Origin of the sequence: Neobacillus kokaensis (genome assembly GCF_014656545.1) — a bacterium.
GTDB classification, from domain to species: domain Bacteria; phylum Bacillota; class Bacilli; order Bacillales; family Cytobacillaceae; genus Neobacillus; species Neobacillus kokaensis.
In genome coordinates, this window is sequence record NZ_BNDS01000041.1 from 1 (window position 1) to 20,185 (window position 20,185).

General features: G+C 37.5%; 21 protein-coding genes and 1 pseudogene. 6 read left to right on the forward strand and 16 right to left on the reverse strand.

Annotated features, from left to right (window positions below; genetic code table 11):
* From IE222_RS27000 to IE222_RS24655, 3 genes and pseudogenes are all read right to left on the reverse strand, one after another.
* Window positions 1–674: pseudogene (locus tag IE222_RS27000) on the reverse strand (transposase); the annotation flags it as partial.
* Window positions 675–993: 319 nt separating this feature from the next.
* Window positions 994–1,794, reverse strand: coding sequence for an inositol monophosphatase family protein (locus IE222_RS24650; protein WP_191277073.1), 801 nt, complete (start codon window positions 1,792–1,794; stop codon window positions 994–996).
* 256 nt (window positions 1,795–2,050) lie between these two features.
* Entirely contained in the window at window positions 2,051–2,245 is a 195-nt protein-coding gene (locus tag IE222_RS24655) for a YkzI domain-containing protein (RefSeq protein WP_191277039.1), read from the reverse strand.
* Between the two features lie 180 nt (window positions 2,246–2,425).
* On the opposite strand from IE222_RS24655, the gene IE222_RS24660 reads away from it, so the two are divergent.
* Window positions 2,426–3,058 (forward strand): YktB family protein, encoded by a 633-nt coding sequence (locus tag IE222_RS24660; protein ID WP_191277040.1) that lies wholly within the window; start codon window positions 2,426–2,428, stop codon window positions 3,056–3,058.
* 40 nt (window positions 3,059–3,098) lie between these two features.
* On the opposite strand, the gene IE222_RS24665 is transcribed toward IE222_RS24660, so the two are convergent.
* Entirely contained in the window at window positions 3,099–3,371 is a 273-nt protein-coding gene (locus IE222_RS24665; RefSeq protein ID WP_191277041.1) for a UPF0223 family protein, read from the reverse strand.
* 267 nt (window positions 3,372–3,638) lie between these two features.
* Between IE222_RS24665 and IE222_RS24670 the strand changes: the two genes are divergently transcribed.
* Window positions 3,639–5,111 (forward strand): aminotransferase class I/II-fold pyridoxal phosphate-dependent enzyme, encoded by a 1,473-nt coding sequence (locus IE222_RS24670; RefSeq protein ID WP_191277042.1) that lies wholly within the window; start codon window positions 3,639–3,641, stop codon window positions 5,109–5,111.
* Window positions 5,112–5,178: 67 nt separating this feature from the next.
* On the opposite strand, the gene IE222_RS24675 is transcribed toward IE222_RS24670, so the two are convergent.
* Together IE222_RS24675 and IE222_RS24680 are read right to left on the reverse strand one after the other, a co-directional pair.
* Window positions 5,179–5,301, reverse strand: a complete 123-nt coding sequence (locus IE222_RS24675; RefSeq protein WP_191277043.1) for a GapA-binding peptide SR1P — start codon at window positions 5,299–5,301, stop codon at window positions 5,179–5,181.
* Between the two features lie 157 nt (window positions 5,302–5,458).
* A complete protein-coding gene (locus IE222_RS24680; RefSeq protein WP_191277044.1) occupies window positions 5,459–5,764 on the reverse strand; it encodes a DUF3055 domain-containing protein in 306 nt (101 codons plus the stop codon).
* A 163-nt stretch (window positions 5,765–5,927) separates the two neighbouring features.
* Between IE222_RS24680 and IE222_RS24685 the strand changes: the two genes are divergently transcribed.
* Entirely contained in the window at window positions 5,928–6,362 is a 435-nt protein-coding gene (locus IE222_RS24685; protein WP_191277045.1) for a DUF1885 family protein, read from the forward strand.
* A 402-nt stretch (window positions 6,363–6,764) separates the two neighbouring features.
* On the opposite strand, the gene lpdA is transcribed toward IE222_RS24685, so the two are convergent.
* The 5 genes from lpdA to IE222_RS24715 form a co-directional block, all read right to left on the reverse strand.
* Window positions 6,765–8,180: a dihydrolipoyl dehydrogenase gene (gene lpdA / locus IE222_RS24695; RefSeq protein WP_191277047.1), complete on the reverse strand. Its 1,416-nt coding sequence runs from the start codon at window positions 8,178–8,180 to the stop codon at window positions 6,765–6,767.
* 4 nt (window positions 8,181–8,184) lie between these two features.
* The gene (locus IE222_RS24700) at window positions 8,185–9,507 is read right to left on the reverse strand and encodes a dihydrolipoamide acetyltransferase family protein (RefSeq protein ID WP_191277048.1); all 1,323 of its coding nucleotides are present in this window, start codon (window positions 9,505–9,507) and stop codon (window positions 8,185–8,187) included.
* Between the two features lie 87 nt (window positions 9,508–9,594).
* Window positions 9,595–10,572, reverse strand: coding sequence for an alpha-ketoacid dehydrogenase subunit beta (locus IE222_RS24705; RefSeq protein WP_191277049.1), 978 nt, complete (start codon window positions 10,570–10,572; stop codon window positions 9,595–9,597).
* A 3-nt stretch (window positions 10,573–10,575) separates the two neighbouring features.
* A complete protein-coding gene (pdhA, locus tag IE222_RS24710) occupies window positions 10,576–11,691 on the reverse strand; it encodes a pyruvate dehydrogenase (acetyl-transferring) E1 component subunit alpha (RefSeq protein WP_191277050.1) in 1,116 nt (371 codons plus the stop codon).
* A gap of 450 nt (window positions 11,692–12,141) precedes the next feature.
* On the reverse strand, window positions 12,142–12,804 hold the full coding sequence (locus IE222_RS24715; RefSeq protein WP_191277051.1) for a YkyA family protein: 663 nt from the start codon (window positions 12,802–12,804) through the stop codon (window positions 12,142–12,144).
* Window positions 12,805–12,954: 150 nt separating this feature from the next.
* Here IE222_RS24715 and def point away from each other — a divergent pair, with 150 nt between their 5' ends.
* On the forward strand, window positions 12,955–13,509 hold the full coding sequence (gene def / locus IE222_RS24720; protein WP_191277052.1) for a peptide deformylase: 555 nt from the start codon (window positions 12,955–12,957) through the stop codon (window positions 13,507–13,509).
* Window positions 13,510–13,536: 27 nt separating this feature from the next.
* Here the strand turns inward: def and IE222_RS24725 are convergent, their stop codons facing one another.
* Entirely contained in the window at window positions 13,537–14,307 is a 771-nt protein-coding gene (locus tag IE222_RS24725) for a Cof-type HAD-IIB family hydrolase (RefSeq protein WP_191277053.1), read from the reverse strand.
* 660 nt (window positions 14,308–14,967) lie between these two features.
* Between IE222_RS24725 and IE222_RS24730 the strand changes: the two genes are divergently transcribed.
* Window positions 14,968–15,177 carry a DNA-dependent RNA polymerase subunit epsilon gene (locus tag IE222_RS24730; protein ID WP_191277054.1) on the forward strand — a complete coding sequence of 70 codons (210 nt, stop codon included), beginning with the start codon at window positions 14,968–14,970 and terminating at the stop codon, window positions 15,175–15,177.
* A gap of 6 nt (window positions 15,178–15,183) precedes the next feature.
* Window positions 15,184–16,851, forward strand: a complete 1,668-nt coding sequence (gene rnjA, locus IE222_RS24735; RefSeq protein ID WP_191277055.1) for a ribonuclease J1 — start codon at window positions 15,184–15,186, stop codon at window positions 16,849–16,851.
* Window positions 16,852–17,255: 404 nt separating this feature from the next.
* On the opposite strand, the gene IE222_RS24740 is transcribed toward rnjA, so the two are convergent.
* The 4 genes from IE222_RS24740 to IE222_RS24755 all read right to left on the reverse strand — a co-directional run bounded on the left by IE222_RS24740 (window position 17,256) and on the right by IE222_RS24755 (window position 20,108).
* Entirely contained in the window at window positions 17,256–17,915 is a 660-nt protein-coding gene (locus IE222_RS24740; RefSeq protein WP_191277056.1) for a potassium channel family protein, read from the reverse strand.
* 76 nt (window positions 17,916–17,991) lie between these two features.
* The gene (locus IE222_RS24745; protein ID WP_223282878.1) at window positions 17,992–18,891 is read right to left on the reverse strand and encodes a DUF4349 domain-containing protein; all 900 of its coding nucleotides are present in this window, start codon (window positions 18,889–18,891) and stop codon (window positions 17,992–17,994) included.
* Window positions 18,892–19,031: 140 nt separating this feature from the next.
* The gene (locus IE222_RS24750) at window positions 19,032–19,487 is read right to left on the reverse strand and encodes a TlpA family protein disulfide reductase (RefSeq protein WP_191277057.1); all 456 of its coding nucleotides are present in this window, start codon (window positions 19,485–19,487) and stop codon (window positions 19,032–19,034) included.
* Between the two features lie 72 nt (window positions 19,488–19,559).
* The gene (locus IE222_RS24755; RefSeq protein WP_191277058.1) at window positions 19,560–20,108 is read right to left on the reverse strand and encodes a peroxiredoxin; all 549 of its coding nucleotides are present in this window, start codon (window positions 20,106–20,108) and stop codon (window positions 19,560–19,562) included.
* Window positions 20,109–20,185 lie beyond the last annotated feature (77 nt).

Genomic DNA, 20,185 nt, shown 5'->3' on the forward strand with positions numbered 1-20,185 from the left:
TTGCCAAGTGTGTTGCAATCTTTTTAATATTTTGGCAAGCCGCGGTAAGGAGAGCTTGTTCACTTGCATTATTCAATCCCCGTAACCGGCAGTAGCGAAGCCCATGCAGCTCTTTAGAGTCTGCGAAGCTTCGCTCGATTTTTTTCCTTTCTGAATTTATAAAGCATTTTACCCGATTTTGATAAACGATTTAACCTTATCTTTTCCTTGTGCTCCTCCCATACATGTCGTGTAACGACCTTTACCTTATTTTTTGAGCGTGTACATTGAGATATTTCACGGGACATAAATCCACAATCAGGGTCTGTTGTGCTTACTTGAATTTCCTTCGTCTCTTTCACTTCCTCCTTTTCATTTAGTGGTTTTTTTCCATTTTTAATTCTGTCCTCTTCTATTGCCTTGTTTAAATCATCAAAATATTCCCGAGTATCCACTTCCATTTTCTTGTTTTGTAAACTTGTGTTTATTTGCATTTGCCTTTAAGTGTGTTGAATCCGTAAATATAACACGTCCGCCAACCATCTAATGATTCATTGCTAAAAGCACTATCTCATCAAAAATCTCCTGAAAAATATTGGTATCCTTAAAACGATGTTGATGATTCCAGCTAATCGTGGAGTGATGTGGAACTGGATCCTTGAATTTTAACCCTAAAACCAGCGATAGGCGACGTTTACCACTTATATTAATTTTATATTAGTTGAACGGAAGCATTTTATTAAATAACAAACTGTTGATTGGAGCGGAAGGCGGCGTAGACTCCTGCGGGAGTACGGGGCTGGGGAGACCCCGCAGGCGCTAAGCGCCGAGGAGACTCCCCGGCACGCCCGCGGAAAGCGAAGCCGCCTGGAGCGGAAATCAACAGACTTATTGAAAAGCCTATATATTAATAATATTATATCATATCAACGCGGTGAATTGTTAAAGGAATTACACAAAAATAAAAGGCTATCGAAGTTTTTCGACAGCCTAAGAAGCCTATTCGGCTTCTTTTTACCAATTTCCGTTATTTAAATAATCCTTTAAGATGACCTGGTGCAAACCAGGTTTAGCAGCTAATAACGAATCTTTTGAAAGAAAATCAAGCTTCTTTCCCCGTAAATTCGTTACGACCCCTCCAAGTTCTTCGATGAGGAGCGCCCCAGCAGCATAATCCCAAGGAGATAGACGCATAGATATATAGGCGTCAACTCTCCCGGTTGCAACATAGACCAACTCAAGTGCAGCAGAACCATAAGACCTTGTTCCCCTTGCATCCCTAGCCAATGGAATTAATAATTGATGATTGATACGATGGTTCTCCATGACCCATATTGCATTTAAGGCAATAATCGATTCGTTCACGGTCCGTTCTGGTAATAAAGGTAAAGGATGATTATTTAAATAGGCACCCGTACCACGAAGGGTATGGTACATTTCATCATGAACAATGTCGTAAATAATTCCTATTTTTCCAATTCCGTTCTCATAAATTCCCAGCGAAATTGCAAAATTTCTCTGCTGATGGACAAAATTCATCGTGCCATCAATTGGATCAATCAGCCATACAATTCCTTCAAGCTGCTCCAGCTGATCGCCATACCCTTCTTCTCCGATTATCTTATGGCCCGGATAAACCTCCCTGATTTTATTGATGAAAAATTGCTCAATTTCTTGGTCAATATCTGTCACCAAATCATTAGGATTGGACTTCGTCCGAATCGTTAAAGTTTGCTGAAAAGACGAACGAATTCTTTCTCCAGCCTCTTTTACCCATAGCTTTGCATCGTTATAAATTTTTTCCCAATTCATAATTTTCCTCCAATGAATGTTAACTCTCTCCATTATAAGTAGTTTGAAACACGTCGGGCGGAATATGTACTTATAGCTTAATCAAATTTACGACCTGCGGCAACTTTTTACCCCTAAAAAAAGCAATAAACACAACACTGAAAAGTCCAATAATAAACGAACTCCCCCTCATGAACTGGAGTTCGTTTAAAACACCAATATTTGCCTTCGGTTCATTCTCTTTTGCTGCTCCTTAGCTATATAATACTTTTTAAAATTATTAAAAAGCCTTTAATCGTAATAATTCTTGGCGGATCTTTTCAAGCTTTTGTTTACAAAGTTTGATTTTCTTTTCATCCTTTTCTTCAATTGCCTCAAATAATGTTGCTAATTCATAATCCATTTCTAATCGTAAAACGGCTGTCCTTTCCTTTTCGCCTACTTTTTTTAAAGAAGTGTTCATCAATTGTTTCACATTTCTACTCCCCTTTCAAAGGAATTACTAAATTTTCAGGTTATTCTTTTACTGTATATTATGAGCAATTTGGAAATGTTGGAACAAATATGTGCGATAACCTAGATAGGCAACAAATTACGCCAAACTTTTTGGATTATGCTAAAATAAATGACAAATTGATGTTCTGGAGGTTCAAGAATGAAATTTAACGGCTTTACTAATGAAGATTTTGATGTATTTCTAATAGATGGCCTTGAGCCAAGAATGGATGCCTTAAAGGAACGAATTCGCCCCAAATTAGAGACACTAGGCAGCTATTTTGAACCAACCTTATCTGCCATAACAGGGGAGGAAATGTTTGTCCACGTCGCCAAACACGCAAGACGAACCATTAATCCTCCTAAAGATACGTGGGTAGCCTTTGCTAATAACAAAAGAGGCTATAAAATGATGCCTCACTTCCAAATTGGCTTATGGCACACACATTTGTTCATTTGGTTCGCAGTCATATATGAAGCTCCGCAAAAGAGCGAGATTGGGGAGAAATTCAGCAAAAAGGCTGCTAAAATATACAAAGAAATACCAGAGGATTTTGTTTGGTCGGTTGATCACACAAAACCCGAAACCATTAAGCATCAACAAATTTCAAAAGATGAATTAAAAAATATTTTTGAACGGCTTCAATCAGTAAAAAAAGCAGAGCTATTATGTGGATATACGATAGACAGAGACCAGGCTATTATGCTCGGTTCTGAGGGCTTACTGGAGAAAATTAACGATGTCTTTCAAAAGGTCATACCATTATATAAAGCTTCCATGGGATTAAAATAAAAACAGAGCTTCCGGAATTGTTCCGGAAGCTCTGTCTTTCTTACCGCATAGTGATTTTTACACCTGTAACGGCTTCTTTTGCTTTTTTGATGGTCCGGTAGGAAGAATAGCCGCTTATTTCTTCAAATTCTCCGCAAATCGTCTTTTCTTCGGATTTACTAGGGACAATTTCTTTAAAACGGCGATATGCATTCAGCAGTTCATCACGTTCAATACCTGACTCATAAGCCTTCTCTATCGCCTCAAAAAATTTAACTACATCAATAATTTCGTCTGTTGACCAGTTGTAATCAATTGGATATTGATATTCCATAACTTCACCTTCTAGCTAAAACTAATAATAAGTTTATCTTATCATTATTTTCCCCACTTTGTCCGAATTTGTTCCGTATCTTGCAACATTCATTTTGTAACTATATGTAAATTCCACTGAAAAGATTAATTTTCTCTTCGTTTGAGAAACTAAACAAAAAAGAAATAGGAAAACTCCTATGCAATAGATACGAATAATGCTATAATTCACTTGTTTTTTGTTTTGTTAATTAAGATGACTTTTCAAATAAAGAGGTGTGGATTTAAATTGTCGCAAAACCAAACACCGTTATTTAGCGGATTATTACAACATGCAAAAAGAAACCCGATTCAATTTCATATTCCCGGACATAAAAAAGGGGCAGGAATAGATCCGGAATTTCGTCAATTTATCGGTGATAATGCCCTTTCAATTGACTTAATCAATATTGGACCCCTAGATGACCTGCACCATCCTAAAGGAATGATTAAAGAAGCACAAGAATTGGCGGCAAAGGCCTTTGGTGCAGATCATACATTCTTTTCTGTTCAAGGTACAAGCGGAGCCATCATGACCATGGTAATGGCAGTTTGCGGACCAGGTGAAAAAATAATTGTCCCAAGAAACGTTCATAAATCCATTATGTCAGCCATTGTTTTTTCAGGTGCCATTCCAGTTTTTATTCATCCAGAAATAGATAAGGAATTAGGAATTTCCCATGGAATCACCACAGATTCAGTGGAAAAGGCACTCGAGCAGCATCCTGATGCTAAGGCTGTATTGGTTATAAATCCAACTTATTTTGGGGTTTCAGCCGATTTAAAAAAGATTGTTGAAATTGCCCATTCCTATCATATACCGGTACTTGTTGATGAGGCTCATGGTGTTCATATCCATTTTCATGATGAATTACCTCTTTCGGCGATGCAGGCCGGCGCTGATATGGCGGCAACGAGTGTTCACAAGCTCGGCGGTTCAATGACTCAAAGCTCCGTTCTAAATGTTAAAGAAGGACTCGTATCAGTCAAACATGTTCAATCTATCCTTAGCATGCTGACAACCACTTCTACTTCCTATTTGCTGCTTGCTTCCTTGGATACAGCACGTAAGCAATTAGCTGTTAAAGGCCGAGACTTAATAGATAAAACCATTCGTTTAGCAGGAAGCATCCGCAAGCAAATAAATGAAATTGATCATCTTTATTGTGCCGGTGAAGAAATCTTGGGATCAAAAGCAGCTTATGATTATGATCCAATGAAACTCATCATATCGGTTAAAGATTTAGGTCTGACAGGTTTTGAGGTTGAAAAATGGCTTAGGGAAAAACATAATATTGAAGTGGAATTATCTGATCTTTATAACATTCTCTGTATAGTGACGTTTGGCGACACAGAATATGAAGCTAATATGCTTGTGAATGCTCTGAAGGATCTAGCATGTGAATTTGAACATCGTGCAGAGAAAATTGAACCAGTAGAGGTCTTGCTTCCGGAGATACCTGTACTAGCATTAACTCCTAGAGATGCTTTTTATTCTGAGACTGAGGTTGTTCCATTTGAGGAATCTGAAGGCCGAATTATCGCTGAATTTGTGATGGTTTATCCGCCAGGAATCCCAATTATTATACCGGGGGAAATCATGACTAAGGAAAATCTCCATTATATAAAGAAAAACCTTGAAGCAGGTCTGCCTGTTCAAGGACCTGAAGATGATGATTTAAAAACAATTCGCGTCATTAAAGAGTATAAAGCTATTTTATAACAAAATATAAAAAATAACAGGATTCTTTCGTTGAGAATCCTGTTTTTTATTTATATACTATTAAGTTTTACGCTTCTTTTTCTGTATGATGGTCGCAGCAGCAATTACATTTTGAATAAAGAACTGTTACCTTTTCATCCTCAAAATGATCAATGGTTGAGTTACATGTTTGACATACAATTGTACCCATTGTTACTATCCCCTTTTCATTATGGAAATAAACTCACTTATGAAAGCGTTTAAAACATCCTTAAGAATATAATAATATATCACATTTGATTTTTCAAGCCTAAATTGTATGTCACATTAGTAGAAACGGGCAAAAAAAAAGGCTTAATAGCCTTTTTTTAATCATAATCATATTGTGTGACAAATGGCACTCCCGGCAGTGATGTTTTAAAAAACTCAGCTAAATCAGCAGCTTGCTGTTTATCAGGAATACGGAATAAAGTTTGAAGGTTATCAATATCTTCAATATCCATAGGATCGAGGAGGGTTGAACGACCAGTTTGCATACAGACAACCAGAGGCTTTCCGAAGAACATATTGGTGTAAACAATACCGAAGTCATAGCGGGTATGTTCCGTGGTGAATCCAATAAACCTTACTTTTACTTTTTCATGCTCATCATAGAGCTTATCAAATAATTCCATTTGGCTCCTCCATTTCTTTAAATATTTAGAATTTTATTATAATTCAACCCGTCCCTAATTACAAGAAAATAAACAAATTATTTTTATATAAGTTGTAGCCCCATTTATTCAATGCTAGAATAAAAGAGGATGTATATTATCGGCTAATAGGGGGGAAATGATGATGGCGGAAAACGCATTTATCAAACTTGTGCCTTCATCTGCAAAACAAACAATTTCAATTGAAGAGGTAAAAGACTTATTCCATTACTATAAAAATATTACATCAAAAACTGGCGACCAATTAGATTGGCAATTTGAAAACGCTGCCCTGCCATATGAAATCAAAGAAACAGAAGAGGGCAAAGGAAAATGGTTCTATTTACAATCTGGACATGAACGCTATAACGTTATTTTAATTGGTGTCGATAAAGAAACTGTTCGTAATGAGGATGAGGAAGAGAAGGAACAAGTTTACATTCAAGTAACACTTCCTGAACAATCTACCTTTGGTGATAAAGGAAAAGCCAATGAATTTTGTAAATTTCTTGCAAAAAAACTTCAAGGAGAGCTTCACCTATTTAACGGAAGAATCATGTATTATTACCCGAGAAAGTAATCTTAATGCTCCTAAATGGAGCTTTTTTTAATTTATAAATAAAGCCATTGTATAATGAATAGAAGTGTATACAAGCAAGCTCAAGGCAGTAATAAAAAACGTTTTCCGTACCGATTTGGTTACTTTGTTTCCAATAATAAATGCTAAATAAAAAAAGACAAAAAACATGATAACTTTATAAATCAACTGATCATGCTTTGAAAGCCATTCAATCAAAGTATAACCACTCCATATAATAAACTGCAACAGCATAACAACATAGACCTTCAATATTATCACCACTTTATAAGGACATTATTTTAATATATATGAATGTCCTTTACCGAATTTTCCAATTTATTGTTTAAGGGAAAAATAAAAATAAAGTCCTTTCCGCAAGTTCACGAAAAGGACTTTATTTCCTTATTTAACAATATGAATTGGCGTTCCAAGAGCGACTTCAGCTGCTTCCATTGTGATTTCGCCTAAAGTTGGATGAGCATGAATGGTCATAGCTAAATCTTCTGCAGTCATGCCGGCTTCAATAGCAAGACCAAGCTCGGCAATCATATCAGAGGCATTCGCACCGGCAATTTGTGCACCGATGACAAGGCCATCTTCCTTACGGGTAATTAGTTTCAAGAACCCATCTGTGCTGTCTAAAGATAAAGCACGGCCATTTGCAGCAAACGGGAATTTCGCTGCTGTAATTTCAATTCCTTCATCCTTCGCCTGCTGCTCTGTATAGCCTACTGATGCAAGCTCAGGATCAGAGAATACAACAGCTGGAATTCCTAAATAGTCAATTTCTGATGGATGCCCAGAAATTGCTTCAGCGGCAATTTTTGCTTCATATGATGCTTTATGTGCCAGCTGAGGACCTGCGACGACATCACCGATTGCATAAATATTGCTGACATTGGTGCGGCATTGTTTATCGATCTCAATGATTCCGCGCTCACTCATTTTAACACCGGCTTGTTCAAGTCCCATTTCATCTGTATTTGGACGACGACCAACCATTACAAATACATAATCAGCTTCAACTTTCTTTTCTTCACCTTTAGCTTCATATGTTACTACAACACCGTTTTCAGTTTCTTCAACGCCTTTAGCCATCGCCTTAGTAACTATTTCGGCACCTTTTTTCTTTAAGCTGCGCTTAACAAGGGCTGCCATTTGTTTATCAAACACACCCATACCTAAAATTTCATCCGCGCCTTCCAGAATAGTAACTTGGCTGCCAAAGTTTGCATAGGCTCCTCCTAGCTCAACACCAATAACACCGCCGCCAATAACAACGATTTTTTGCGGGATTTCTTGTAAGTTAAGTGCACCAGTAGAGTCTAGTACGCGTTTGGAATATTTAAACGCAGGCAGTTCAATTGGACGTGAACCTGTTGCAATAATCGCATTTTTAAATGTATAGGTTTGAGCTGAATTCTCACCCATTACCCGTAATGAATTACTATCAACAAAGAACGCTTCGCCCCGGACAATATTAACTTTATTGCCCTTTAACAGACCTTCTACACCGCCGGTTAGCTTCTTCACCACACCAGCTTTAAATTGTTGAACTTTGGAAAAATCAACTGTTACATTTTCTGCTTTTATGCCGAATTGATCAGAGTGCATTGCAGTTTCATAACGATGGCCAGCTGCAATGATTGCTTTTGAAGGAATACATCCAACATTCAAGCAGACACCGCCCATATATTCCTTCTCAACAATGGTAACTTTTTGTCCGAGCTGTGCAGCGCGTATTGCAGCCACATATCCCCCAGGTCCGGCACCGATGACAATAGTATCTGTTTCTATTGGGAAATCTCCAACTACCATTTTATTACGCCTCCATTAACAATAGTTCTGGGTCGTTTAGTAATCGTTTAATATGATTCATGGCATTTTGAGCAGTCGCACCATCAATCATTCGATGGTCGAAGCTTAAACTGATCGCCAATACAGGAGCAGCAACAATTTCTCCGTCTCTGACAATTGGTTTCTCAGCAATACGGCCAATACCTAGAATGGCTACCTCTGGATGGTTAATGACAGGAGTAAACCATTGACCGCCTGCCGAACCAATATTACTGATTGTGCAAGATCCGCCCTTCATTTCATCAGGAGCCAGCTTACCGCTGCGGGCTTTATCTGCTAATTCATTGATTTCCTGTGAAATCGTAAATACAGATTTACGGTCAGCATCTTTAACAACAGGTACTAATAGACCTTTTTCAGTATCAGCAGCAATACCGATATTATAGTAATGCTTGTGAACAATCTCACCTGCTGCATCATCAATAGATGTATTCAACACTGGGAATTCACGTAATGCACTTGTTAAAGCTTTTACCACATATGGAAGGAATGTTAGCTTAATGCCTTTTCCAGCAGCTACTTCTTTGAATTTCTTACGATGTGCGACAAGTTTCGTAACATCTACTTCATCCATTAAGGTAACATGCGGTGCAGTATGCTTTGAATTAACCATTGCCTTAGCAATTGCTTTGCGAATTCCGCTTAATTTTTCACGAGTTTCAGGATACTGCCCTTGTGGGATACCAGGAGCTGCAGCCTTTTCAGTTGTATTTACTACTTCATCCTTCACTTCAGCTGCAGGGGCTGTTTGAGCAGCTTGTGCGCCTCCATTTAAGTATGCATCAATATCATCTTTCATAATCCGGCCATTATTACCTGTTCCAGCCACCAATTGAATATTTACACCTTTTTCACGTGCATACTTCCTCACAGAAGGCATTGCAATTATGCGGCGGTTTGGATCCACTTCGGCTTGCTTAGCAGGTGCTGCGGCTGCCGGTTGTGATACTGTTTCTTCTTTTGCTTCAGGGGCTGGAGCAGCTTCCGGTGCAGCTTCCTGTTTCGACTCTTCTTCACCATGGTCCCCTTTAAATTGCAAATCCTCATAACCAGGTGCATCAAAGGTAACAAGAACCTGTCCAACAGTTGCTACAGTTCCTTCGCCTATTAGAACATCAATTACTGTTCCTTCTACTGGAGAAGGGATTTCCACAACTGCTTTATCATTTTGGATTTCACAAAGCACATCATCTTCTTTTACTTTATCACCTGGTTTAATAAACCATTTGACAATTTCGCCTTCATGAATACCTTCACCAATGTCAGGCATTTTAAATTGAAATGACATTAGGTTTTTCCTCCTATTTTTCCGAGTTATTTGCTTTATACTAAAGCCTAATAGGGAAACAGACCACTCTGTCTATTTCCCCTTTCATTAAAATGTTAAAACCTTTTTAGCCGTTTCGATTACATCCTTATAGTTCGGCAGCCAAACAGTTTCTGCTTGTGAGAAAGGATAAACGGTATCGGGTGCCGCTACACGCAAGACTGGTGCTTCTAGACTTAGAATGGCGCGATCATTGATTTCAGCCACAACATTTGCGGCAACACCAGCCATCTTCTGCGCTTCCTGTACGACAATAGCACGGCCTGTTTTTTCTACAGATGCAATAATTGTTTCAATATCCAGCGGGCTGATTGTACGTAAATCAATAACTTCTACAGAATAGCCTTCTTTTGCTAATTCATCCGCAGCTTTTAATGATTCATGAACCATAGCACCATAAGTGATAATTGATAAATCAGTGCCTTCTCGTTTTACATCAGCTTTTCCAAGCGGAATTGTATATTCTTCTTCCGGCACTTCCTGACGAAACGCACGGTACAACTTTAAATGCTCAAGAAAAATAACCGGATCGTTGTCACGAATAGATGATAGTAACAATCCTTTTGCATCGTATGGTGTTGATGGTACAACAACTTTTAAACCAGGAGTTTGGGCCATTAAGCCTTCTAAGCTGTCTGAGTGAAGTTCAGGAGTATGAACACCGCCGCCAAATGGAGAACGAACAGTAATTGGCATATGGTAGCGTCCGCCTGAACGATAGCGCATACGGGACATTTGTCCGGCAATAGAATCCATAACTTCAAAAACGAAACCAAAGAATTGAATTTCAGGAATCGGACGGAACCCTTGAAGTGCTAGTCCGATTGATAATCCACCGATTCCAGATTCCGCTAACGGTGTATCAAATACACGATCTTCGCCAAATTCCTTTTGAAGTCCTTCCGTCGCACGGAATACCCCGCCGTTCACACCCACGTCTTCTCCGAAGATTAATGTTTTTGAATCATTTTGCAATTCCGTACGGAGCGCATCGGTAATTGCTTGGATCATTGTCATTTGAGCCATGACTTACTTCGACTCCTTTGCTTGAAAAATTTCATACTGTTCTTTTAAGTAGTTCGGCTTTTCTTCAAACATAATGGACATTAAATCAGTAACCTTTTGTTTAGGAGCAGCATCCGCTTTTTTGATTGCTTCTTTAATGTCTTCTTTCGCCTGTTCAATTACTTCATTTTCTTTTTCTTCACTCCAAAGCCCTTTCTTTTCTAAGAACTTACGGAACCGAACAATTGGGTCTTTCTTTTCCCATTCATTATCAAGGTCAGCAGTACGATAACGGGTTGGGTCATCACCGGCCATCGTATGCGGTCCATAACGATATGTCAATGTTTCAATTAATGTAGGACCTTCCCCATTAATAGCGCGTTCACGTGCCTCGCGGGTAGCTGCGTACACCGCTAATGGGTCCATACCATCAACCTGAATTCCTGGAATTCCTACAGCAACTGCTTTTTGTGCAATTGTTTTTGCTAATGATTGCTTTTCAACTGGAGTCGAAATCGCAAATCGGTTGTTTTGCACAATGAAAATGGCTGGAGCCTTGAAAGCACCCGCAAAGTTAATTCCCTCATAGAAATCTCCCTGGGAAGCACCGCCGTCACCTGTATAAGTAATGGCAACGGATTTCGCACCATTCTTTTTCATTCCAAGAGCAACCCCAGCTGCCTGAATATATTGAGCACCAATAATAATTTGTGGCGACAATACGTTAACTCCTTCAGGAATTTGGTTTCCTTGGTAGTGACCGCGAGAGAATAAAAAGGCTTGGTATAAAGGCAGACCATGCCAGATTAATTGTGGAACATCTCGATATCCCGGTAAAATAAAGTCTTCTTTTTCAAGTGCAAATTGACTTGCGAGCTGGGATGCTTCTTGACCAGCAGTTGGAGCGTAGAAGCCTAATCGCCCTTGTCTATTTAATGAAATTGATCTTTGATCAAGAATACGTGTATAAACCATTCGACGCATAAGCTCTTGAAGCTGTTCATCCGAAAGGTCGGGCATTGCAGCCTCATTTACAATTTCTCCATCCTCATTCAGAATTTGCAATGTTTGAAATTGTTCTTCAACTACTCCGAGCGTCTTTTTTGCATCTAACGAGGCGTTTTGCGTTTTTGAAGCCATCTTGTCACATCGTCCTTTCTATTTAAATTTAATTTAAATAATCCACCTTTGTTAGAATGCCCCAAAATATGAATAAAAGCATTCAGATTATTTCTGGAGAATCCTGGACCTTTTTAGTGAAATTTGGATTCATCTTATTTGTTAGCTTATCACAGATAAGTTAAGTTAAAACCCGAAAATCACTATCTTAAAGGAAATTATACTGTATCAATTTTACATAAATAAATATTAATACAATTGTTAAACATATTTTGAGTTTACATCATTCACTTCACTCCGTCAAATACTTAGTGTTATAATTTTTCACCATAAATAACTTATTAATTATATAGCTTTTTAAATCATCTGTATTAATAAATACACCAAAACTGTTATATAAAATTTCATGTTTTTCGCTGTTGTTATAATATAGAAAAGAATCGGCTTATATGAGCCGATTCCTAAATGTCATTATTCTTTTGCTTTGAGTCCTGCTTGTTTATAAAATGATAACTTTTTGTCATTATATTGTTCTGTAAGTTGATTGAATTTTTGATTAGCTGCGGAAATACGTTTGTAGATTTCATTTAACCTATTTACTTGTTCCTCAAGGTCCGGGAGGGGAAGGTTTTTGTCTTTAAACATTTCATATAATTTTTTATCATTTTCTAATGCATTACTATATTCACTATATAGTTCGTCATGAATCCGATATCTTTTCATCATGATATCTGACAATTCACCTGTGATTTTCCGTAGTTCGGGGTCCTCTAATTTCACCTTAAGGTTATCTATTTTTTGAAACTCTTTTTCGGATTCTTTCATACTATTTGTTTCTTTTTCCATCAATTCTTTTCTTTTGTCAACAGAATAAATGGCATGATTGGATAACTTTACAATCTCATCGTATTGCTTCATTCCCATATGAATAATTTGATCATAAATCTCTTTTTCCTTTTTTTCCAATTCGACAAGCGGCTCCTGCTGCTCTGCAAATACTTTTTCCTTAGTAACTGTCTGTTCTAATACTTGATAGATATCCTCAACAGCTGTATTTTTCTCGGTACAGCCTGATAAAATGACAATAATCGCAATTAACGCTAAAATAAATTCATTTTTTCGTTTGTAGGCCATTTTACACTCCTCCTTGCCCATCTTTACTATAACGATACATTGTCCGTTTTACAAACAAATTGGTCAAGAACCATACTTTTGTTAACATTTTGCAAATTCTTTGGTAGACTATTTGCATATTAATTTATTTGAATCACAGGAGTGAACGACATGATAACAATGGATGATATCATTCGAGATGGCCATCCTACGCTACGAAAAACGGCTGAAGAGGTTATAATGCCGCCGTCTGAAGAAGATAAACAAATATTAAACAGTCTTTTGGATTATGTCATTAATAGTCAAAATAATGAGGTCGCTGAAAAATATGGATTACGCCCTGGTATTGGGCTGGCTGCACCACAAATCAATGTATCAAAACGGATGATTGCTGTACATGTCACCGGAGATCGAGATGAGCTTTATAGCTACGCCTTATTTAATCCAAGAATTATTAGCCATTCAGTTGAAAAAGCGTATTTAAAATCCGGGGAAGGATGTCTTTCGGTAGATGAATCCTTTCCGGGATATGTTCCACGATATGCGCGGGTAACTGTAAAAGGGTTCAACGCTGATGGTGAAGAGGTAAAGATTCGCTTAAAAGGATTGCCTGCTATTTGCTTTCAGCATGAAATTGATCATTTAAATGGAATTATGTTCTATGATCATATTGATAAAGTAAATCCATTTAAACCACTTGATGGGGCAATAGAGATTGAAAGGTAAAAACCCGGCTTTAAAAACCGGGTTTTTTTATATTAATTCTAATTCCTTCAAACCATTCCATATGCCGTCTTCTGATACATCTGTTGTTATAAAATCAGCGATTTCTTTTGCTTGAGAGACACCATTCCCCATTGCTACACCGAATCCGACAGCTTTTAACATTTCTAAATCATTTAACCCATCACCAAAGGCATAGACATCTTTTAAAGCAAATCCTAGCCTCTCAATCAGCTTCTTTATCCCTTCTGCTTTTGAACCGCCCCTTGGTAAAACGTCTACACTGAATGGGTGCCAGCGGATGTAGTGAAACTTGTCATACCCGTAGAAATACTCCCTTTCCTCATTTTCCTTACAAAAAAGGAGTGCTTGATAAATTTTCTTATTGTGAAAAAAAGCGGAATCTTCCTCTGGATGAGGGAAACCCAGAGTTGCCAGACTTTTTTCAATATAAGGATGGTGCCTAACACTGCTTTTCATTGTCTTTTCATCCATAAAAATAAGTGGATGGTTTTTGAGATCTGCTTCTCTTGAAAATCTCTCCAATTCTAATGGTGATATTGGATTTTCATATATTACTTCATTTTCAAAAACAACATATTGACCATTAAAACTAACAAATGAGTCAATATCCAGCTCCTCCCTCAGGCCTTCAAACATAAACGGCGCCCTTCCAGTAGCAATAGCTGTAAAAATACCGTTTTCTTTTAATTTGCGAATTGCTTTCTTGGTACTATCGGGAAGATTTTTTTGATGATCAAGCAATGTACCATCTATATCGAAAAAAACAATTTTTTTCATAAAAGGTCTCTCCTCCTTAAGGCACATATTTAATTGTTTATTATGGTTCATCCCTTTAAAAAAGCTAAACCATAAACTTCAGAAAGTCAATTTTCCTTATTTTGAATTCCATTATTATCCACGAGATAATCCGCGTTTTCATCATATAATAATAGTAAAAACAAGAACAATGTACGGAAAAATTCAGAGCTGTTATTTATTAAAGTAAAAAAGTTTCAATATTTTGTCATAGTCGGCTTTACATTGGACAAGGAACGTTTAAAATAAAAGTAAGGAGTTGATCCACTATGTTAAAGAAGCTAAGGAAAAAGCTTTTAAAACAGTGGAATGATTTACTGCGAAAAAAATCAATAGCATAAGAAAAGTGTAAACGCCTTAGTTTGCCCCGATAAGCATAATACGTGCGGAACGATAGGTTTGTTTTTTTACCTTTTGGACGGATTGTCTAACCTCAGAGGGCTAGGCGCTGGCTGGACTAAAACTTTTTCGAGCCCTTCAAAGTTGCGAAGGGCTCCTTCGTTATTGTAAAGTGATAAACAGTGATTCTATTTTTACATAGTTTTTCACATTAGAGCTAATAATTCCAAGAAAATAAATGAAAAAGATGAAAATCTTTTATATAATAGAAAAAGTTATGATTTTATAAGGAGCGAGATTGCTGTGATTTTTAAAGTATATTTTCAAGAATCTAAAAGTGAAGTACCGGTTAGAGAGAAGACAAAAACAATTTTTGTTAAAGCAGAATCAGTTAGAGAAGTTTATTCAAAGGTTGCGGATCGCGGCTATAATATTGAATTAATTCAAGAAGTAAAAGGAGCTTATTTAGAATATGAACAACAAAATGAAGACTTTAAAGTATTGGAGATTTGATATTTTATGAAATTTGTAAAAAATGATCAAGCTGCTGTTTTTGCCCTTGGTGGATTAGGCGAAATCGGCAAGAACACGTACGGAGTACAATTTCAGGATGAAATTATTTTAATTGACGCTGGAATAAAGTTTCCAGAAGATGAACTTTTAGGTATTGATTATGTAATACCTGATTATACTTATTTAGTTAAAAATGAGGAAAAAATCAAAGGACTGTTTGTTACCCATGGCCACGAAGATCATATTGGCGGTATCCCCTATTTGCTGCGGGAAGTTAATATCCCCATCTATGGGGGTAAGCTTGCACTTGGATTAATTAAGAATAAATTAGAAGAGCATGGTTTGCTGCGGAATGCCAAATTGATCGAAATTAAAGAAGATGACGTGATAAAGTTCCGTAAGACATCTGTTACCTTTTTCCGGACAACTCACAGTATTCCAGATTCATATGGAATCGTCGTTAAAACTCCCCCTGGACAAATTGTGCATACAGGTGACTTCAAATTCGATTTTACTCCTGTAGGAGAACCTGCAAACTTAACAAAAATGGCTGAGATCGGGAGAGATGGTGTCCTTTGTTTACTTTCTGACAGTACCAATAGTGAAATACCGGAATTTACAATGTCTGAACGAAGAGTCGGAGAAAGTATTCAGGATATTTTCCGTAAAGTAAATGGACGAATCATTTTTGCTACCTTTGCATCTAATATTCACCGTTTGCAGCAGGTTACCGAAGCAGCGGTCGCAAACGGACGAAAAATTGCTGTATTTGGCCGGAGTATGGAGGCTGCCATTAATATTGGTTTAGATTTAGGCTATATTAGAGCGCCGAAGGATACGTTTATAGAAGCGGGACAAATTAATCGCCTTCCTGTAGAAAAAGTAACGATTCTGTGTACTGGCAGCCAAGGTGAGCCGATGGCAGCATTATCTAGAATTGCAAATGGGACCCACCGGCAGATTCAGATTATACCTGGCGATACGGTCGTATTTTCTTCATCACCAATTCCAGGGAATACGATAAGTGTCAGCAGAACCATCAACATGTTATATCGAGCTGGTGCGGATGTAATCCATGGAAAATTAAGCAACATCCATACTTCTGGGCATGGTGGGCAGGAAGAACAAAAGCTGATGCTTCGCTTAATAAAGCCAAAATTCTTCATGCCGATTCATGGTGAGTATCGAATGCAGAAAATGCATGCAAAATCCGCTGTTGACTGTGGTGTCGAAGAAGAAAATTGCTTTATTATGGATAATGGGGAAGTTTTAGCACTGTCCGATTCTTCAGCCCAAATCGCTGGAAAAATCCCATCAGGCTCTGTTTATATTGATGGCAGCGGTGTTGGAGATATTGGGAACATTGTCTTAAGAGATAGAAGAATTCTTTCTGAAGAAGGTCTGGTTATCGTCGTTGTAAGCATTAATATGAAGGAATTCAAGATTGCTTCCGGTCCGGATCTTATTTCTCGCGGATTCGTCTATATGCGAGAATCTGGGGATTTAATTAACGATGCTCAAAATTTAATCACGAAGCACTTAAATAAGATTATGGAACGTAAAACAAGCCAATGGTCGGAAATTAAAAATGAAATTACTGACACACTAGCACCATTCCTTTATGAAAAAACAAAACGCAGACCAATGATTTTGCCAATCATTATGGAAGTTTAATACTAAAAGAGAAGCATTCGCTTCTTTCGGATTGTCGAGAAAGGGTATTTTTCTCGGCAATTTTTTTATTTTATTAGAATCTAAAGAATCTAAACACCGATTTTTTATAAAATTTTATTGATTGTCTCTGCTAAAGGGCCAGTTGATTTCCGCTCCCGGTGCTTCGCTTTCCGCGGGGCCTCCTCAACGCTTGAGCGCCTGCGGGGTCTACCCTGCCCCTTACTCTCGCAGAAGTCTTCACACCTTCGGCTCCAATCAACAGACTTGTTGAGAAGCCGATATATTAATAATATTATAATAAATTAACGCGGTGAATTGTTAAAGAAAGGGTTTAAAATAGAAGGCTATCGAAAGTTTTTCGACAGCCTGAGAGAAGTATCGCTTCTCTTTTTTTTATTATTCCTTTATTCCATTACCTTCTTTTCAAATCTGTCAATATCGTTATCTGTTCCGATCACAATGAGAACATCATTTGTATGAATCAGTTCTGTTGCCAGCGGGGATACAATAATATCCTCTTCACGTTTAATGGCAACAATGTTTAATCCATATTTCTTACGAATATCCATATCCATAATCGTATGTCCGCCAAGCTTTCTATTAGCAACAATTTCAACAATACTATGTTCATCTGAAAGTTCAAGATAATCGACGACATTGCTTGACGTCATATTATGGGCAATTCTCTTACCCATATCCCTTTCCGGATGTACTACATGGTCAGCCCCAATTTTTCTTAATACTTTTTCATGATAATCATTTTGGGCCTTTGCGGTAACACAAGCCACCCCTAATTCTTTTAATATTAAGGTGGTTAGAATACTCGATTGAATATCGTCACCAATAGCGACAATGACATGGTCGAAATTGCGGATTCCAAGGCTCTTCAGAACCGCTTCATCGGTTGTATCACCAACTACTGCATGAGAGGCAATCATTGAAAATTCATTAACCCGCTCTTCATTAACGTCTATAGCTAGTACTTCCATTCCTTCATCCGTTAAGGTACGACAAATGCTTCCACCGAATCTGCCTAAACCTATAACAGCAAAACTTTTTTTCACAAAAACTCCCCCAACAATTTCAATTATCTCTTATTGTATCATTTTAATATCATTTTTCGCTATATACATAAGTTTTCTAACGCTGGTTATTACTGTTCTTATTTCTCTTATATGAATAATAAATAATCCCGCCAATCAAGAGTAGAATGACCAGAATAGGCAGATTCCCAAAAATAAAGACAACTAAGCTTGAAATACCAGTTAATAATAAATTGGTACTTTTCATAAATTGCTTTTTTGTTTTTTCCCAAGTATTTAATTGATCATCTCCAATATCCGGAACAATAACCTGATTTTCATAAAGAGTAAGTGTAACAGTCGAGTAGGAAGTTTGGTTCTCTAAATATTTTATTTTCCCTTCAATCGTTTCAATTTCTTCTTGAACAACTGCTAAGTCATTTGAAATCTTTAATAAGTCTTCTGTTTTCGTTGCATTCTTCATAAAAGATAGTAATCGTTCTTCAACTACTCTTTTTGATTTTAACCGGGACTGTAAATCTACATATTCCTCTGTAACATCCTGGCCGGTTATATTTCTTTGGAGAACCTCTGCGGCTTTACCTTCTGCATCATCAAGAAAATCTTGAAAATGCTTTTGCGGTATTCTAATGGTAATCATCCCGCTTAATTGCTCTTTCCCCTCTCTTGTTATATTAGATTCAGCGATATAACCGCCATATTTTGCTGCCATTTCTTCGATGTTTCGGACAGTTTGTTCGAATTTCTTTACCCTTAAACGCAAATCTGCATGATAAATAACCATTTTCGTCTGCTGAGGGATTTTAGAAGCTTCTGTTTTATTTTCCACCACAGCCCGATCCTCATTTTTAGACACTAAACCAGTACTATCTCCGGCCATACTTTTGGCAGAGTCCATCGAGTCTTGACTTTCTTTACTATTACTTGAACTGCACCCGGCCATAGCAATTAGCAATGTGAGGAACATAAAAAATAGAATTTTTTTGAGTTTATTCAACCTTATAACACCCCTTTATCCTATTAAAATCATCGGTTACTATTACCGACGAGGAAAAGGAATATTGGTTACAATATCTTGCCAGTTAAACATAAAAAAACCGCCCGTTTAATAAAACGAACAGTTTTTTATATGCTCAGTTATTCTGCTTTCTCCATTTCATCCAATACACGGTTAACACGTTTTTCAAGCATCTTCATACCGCTTCCACCTGCTTGGAAATGACGAAGCTTTCCGTCTTTGTCAAATACATAGTAGGCAGGTACATATTGATTCTCAAGAGCTTCCGTTAATTTATGCTCACTGTCGACAAAGATTGGCTGAGTAATCCCATGCTCAGCAGCAACCTGCTTGATTTCTTCTAGATTTAAATCATTCTCTGAACGTGGCATATGAACTGCAATTACATTTAATTTATCTTGATACTGGTCACGGAATTGATTAATCTGCGGCATTGCTTCCTTACATAAATGACAGCTAATTGACCAGAAATGAATAAGAGTTGGCTTTTCTCCGACTAGTTCTTCTCTCGTTACTTGCCCATTCAGCCATTCAGTTGCACCGTTTAATTCTGGCATTGGTTCGCGCAGCTTCATTTTAATACCCCCTAATTTTAAAAATAGACCTAACACAATACGGTTAGGTCTATCTGTTTTTAAATTAATTAATTAAACGTTAAGAGTAGCTTGTCCAGGCTTCCAGTTAGCTGGGCAAAGGCCGCCAGTTTGCAATGCTTGTAGTACACGTAATGTTTCATCAACATCACGGCCAATATTGTTGTGGTTAACAACAGAATACATTAATTCGCCTTCTGGGCTGATGATGAATAAACCGCGAAGTGCAATACCTTCTTCTTCAATTAACACACCATAATCACGCGCAACCACATGGTTAGTGTCAGCAGCAAGAGGATAGTTCAAATCCCCAAGACCGTTTTCTTTACGGTCCGTTTTAATCCATGCAAGGTGAGTATGGATTGTATCAGTAGAAGCACCAATTACTACTGCATCTAAATCATCAAATTCTTCATAACGATCAGACAATGCTGTAATTTCAGTTGGGCATACAAATGTGAAATCCATTGGATAGAAGAACAATACTGTCCATTTGTCATTTTTCATGTTTTCTTCAAGGCTAACTTTACCAAATTCTTTATTTGGTAATACTGCGTCCATTTCGAAACGTGGAGCTTGTTTACCTACCATACGTTCTGGCATTTTAAAATCCCTCCAAAGTATATTGATAAAATGAGTTTTTATAGCAATTCTCATTTGCTATCTTGTTTACATGTTTC

Excerpts from the sequence above, each read along its gene's own strand:
- IE222_RS24660 (WP_191277040.1), top strand. The coding sequence starts at position 2,426 with ATGAAATTTAACGGCTTTACTAATGAAGATTTTGATGTATTTCTAATA.
- IE222_RS24665 (WP_191277041.1), bottom strand. The coding sequence starts at position 3,371 with ATGGAATATCAATATCCAATTGATTACAACTGGTCAACAGACGAAATT.
- IE222_RS24685 (WP_191277045.1), top strand. The coding sequence starts at position 5,928 with ATGGCGGAAAACGCATTTATCAAACTTGTGCCTTCATCTGCAAAACAA.
- IE222_RS24715 (WP_191277051.1), bottom strand. The coding sequence starts at position 12,804 with ATGGCCTACAAACGAAAAAATGAATTTATTTTAGCGTTAATTGCGATT.
- IE222_RS24755 (WP_191277058.1), bottom strand. The coding sequence starts at position 20,108 with ATGCCAGAACGTATGGTAGGTAAACAAGCTCCACGTTTCGAAATGGAC.
- rnjA (WP_191277055.1), top strand. The coding sequence starts at position 15,184 with ATGAAATTTGTAAAAAATGATCAAGCTGCTGTTTTTGCCCTTGGTGGA.
- pdhA (WP_191277050.1), bottom strand. The coding sequence starts at position 11,691 with ATGGCTTCAAAAACGCAAAACGCCTCGTTAGATGCAAAAAAGACGCTC.
- def (WP_191277052.1), top strand. The coding sequence starts at position 12,955 with ATGATAACAATGGATGATATCATTCGAGATGGCCATCCTACGCTACGA.
- IE222_RS24750 (WP_191277057.1), bottom strand. The coding sequence starts at position 19,487 with ATGAAGCTGCGCGAACCAATGCCAGAATTAAACGGTGCAACTGAATGG.
- IE222_RS24700 (WP_191277048.1), bottom strand. The coding sequence starts at position 9,507 with ATGTCATTTCAATTTAAAATGCCTGACATTGGTGAAGGTATTCATGAA.
- IE222_RS24705 (WP_191277049.1), bottom strand. The coding sequence starts at position 10,572 with ATGGCTCAAATGACAATGATCCAAGCAATTACCGATGCGCTCCGTACG.
- IE222_RS24675 (WP_191277043.1), bottom strand. The coding sequence starts at position 5,301 with ATGGGTACAATTGTATGTCAAACATGTAACTCAACCATTGATCATTTT.
- IE222_RS24725 (WP_191277053.1), bottom strand. The coding sequence starts at position 14,307 with ATGAAAAAAATTGTTTTTTTCGATATAGATGGTACATTGCTTGATCAT.
- lpdA (WP_191277047.1), bottom strand. The coding sequence starts at position 8,180 with ATGGTAGTTGGAGATTTCCCAATAGAAACAGATACTATTGTCATCGGT.
- IE222_RS24680 (WP_191277044.1), bottom strand. The coding sequence starts at position 5,764 with ATGGAATTATTTGATAAGCTCTATGATGAGCATGAAAAAGTAAAAGTA.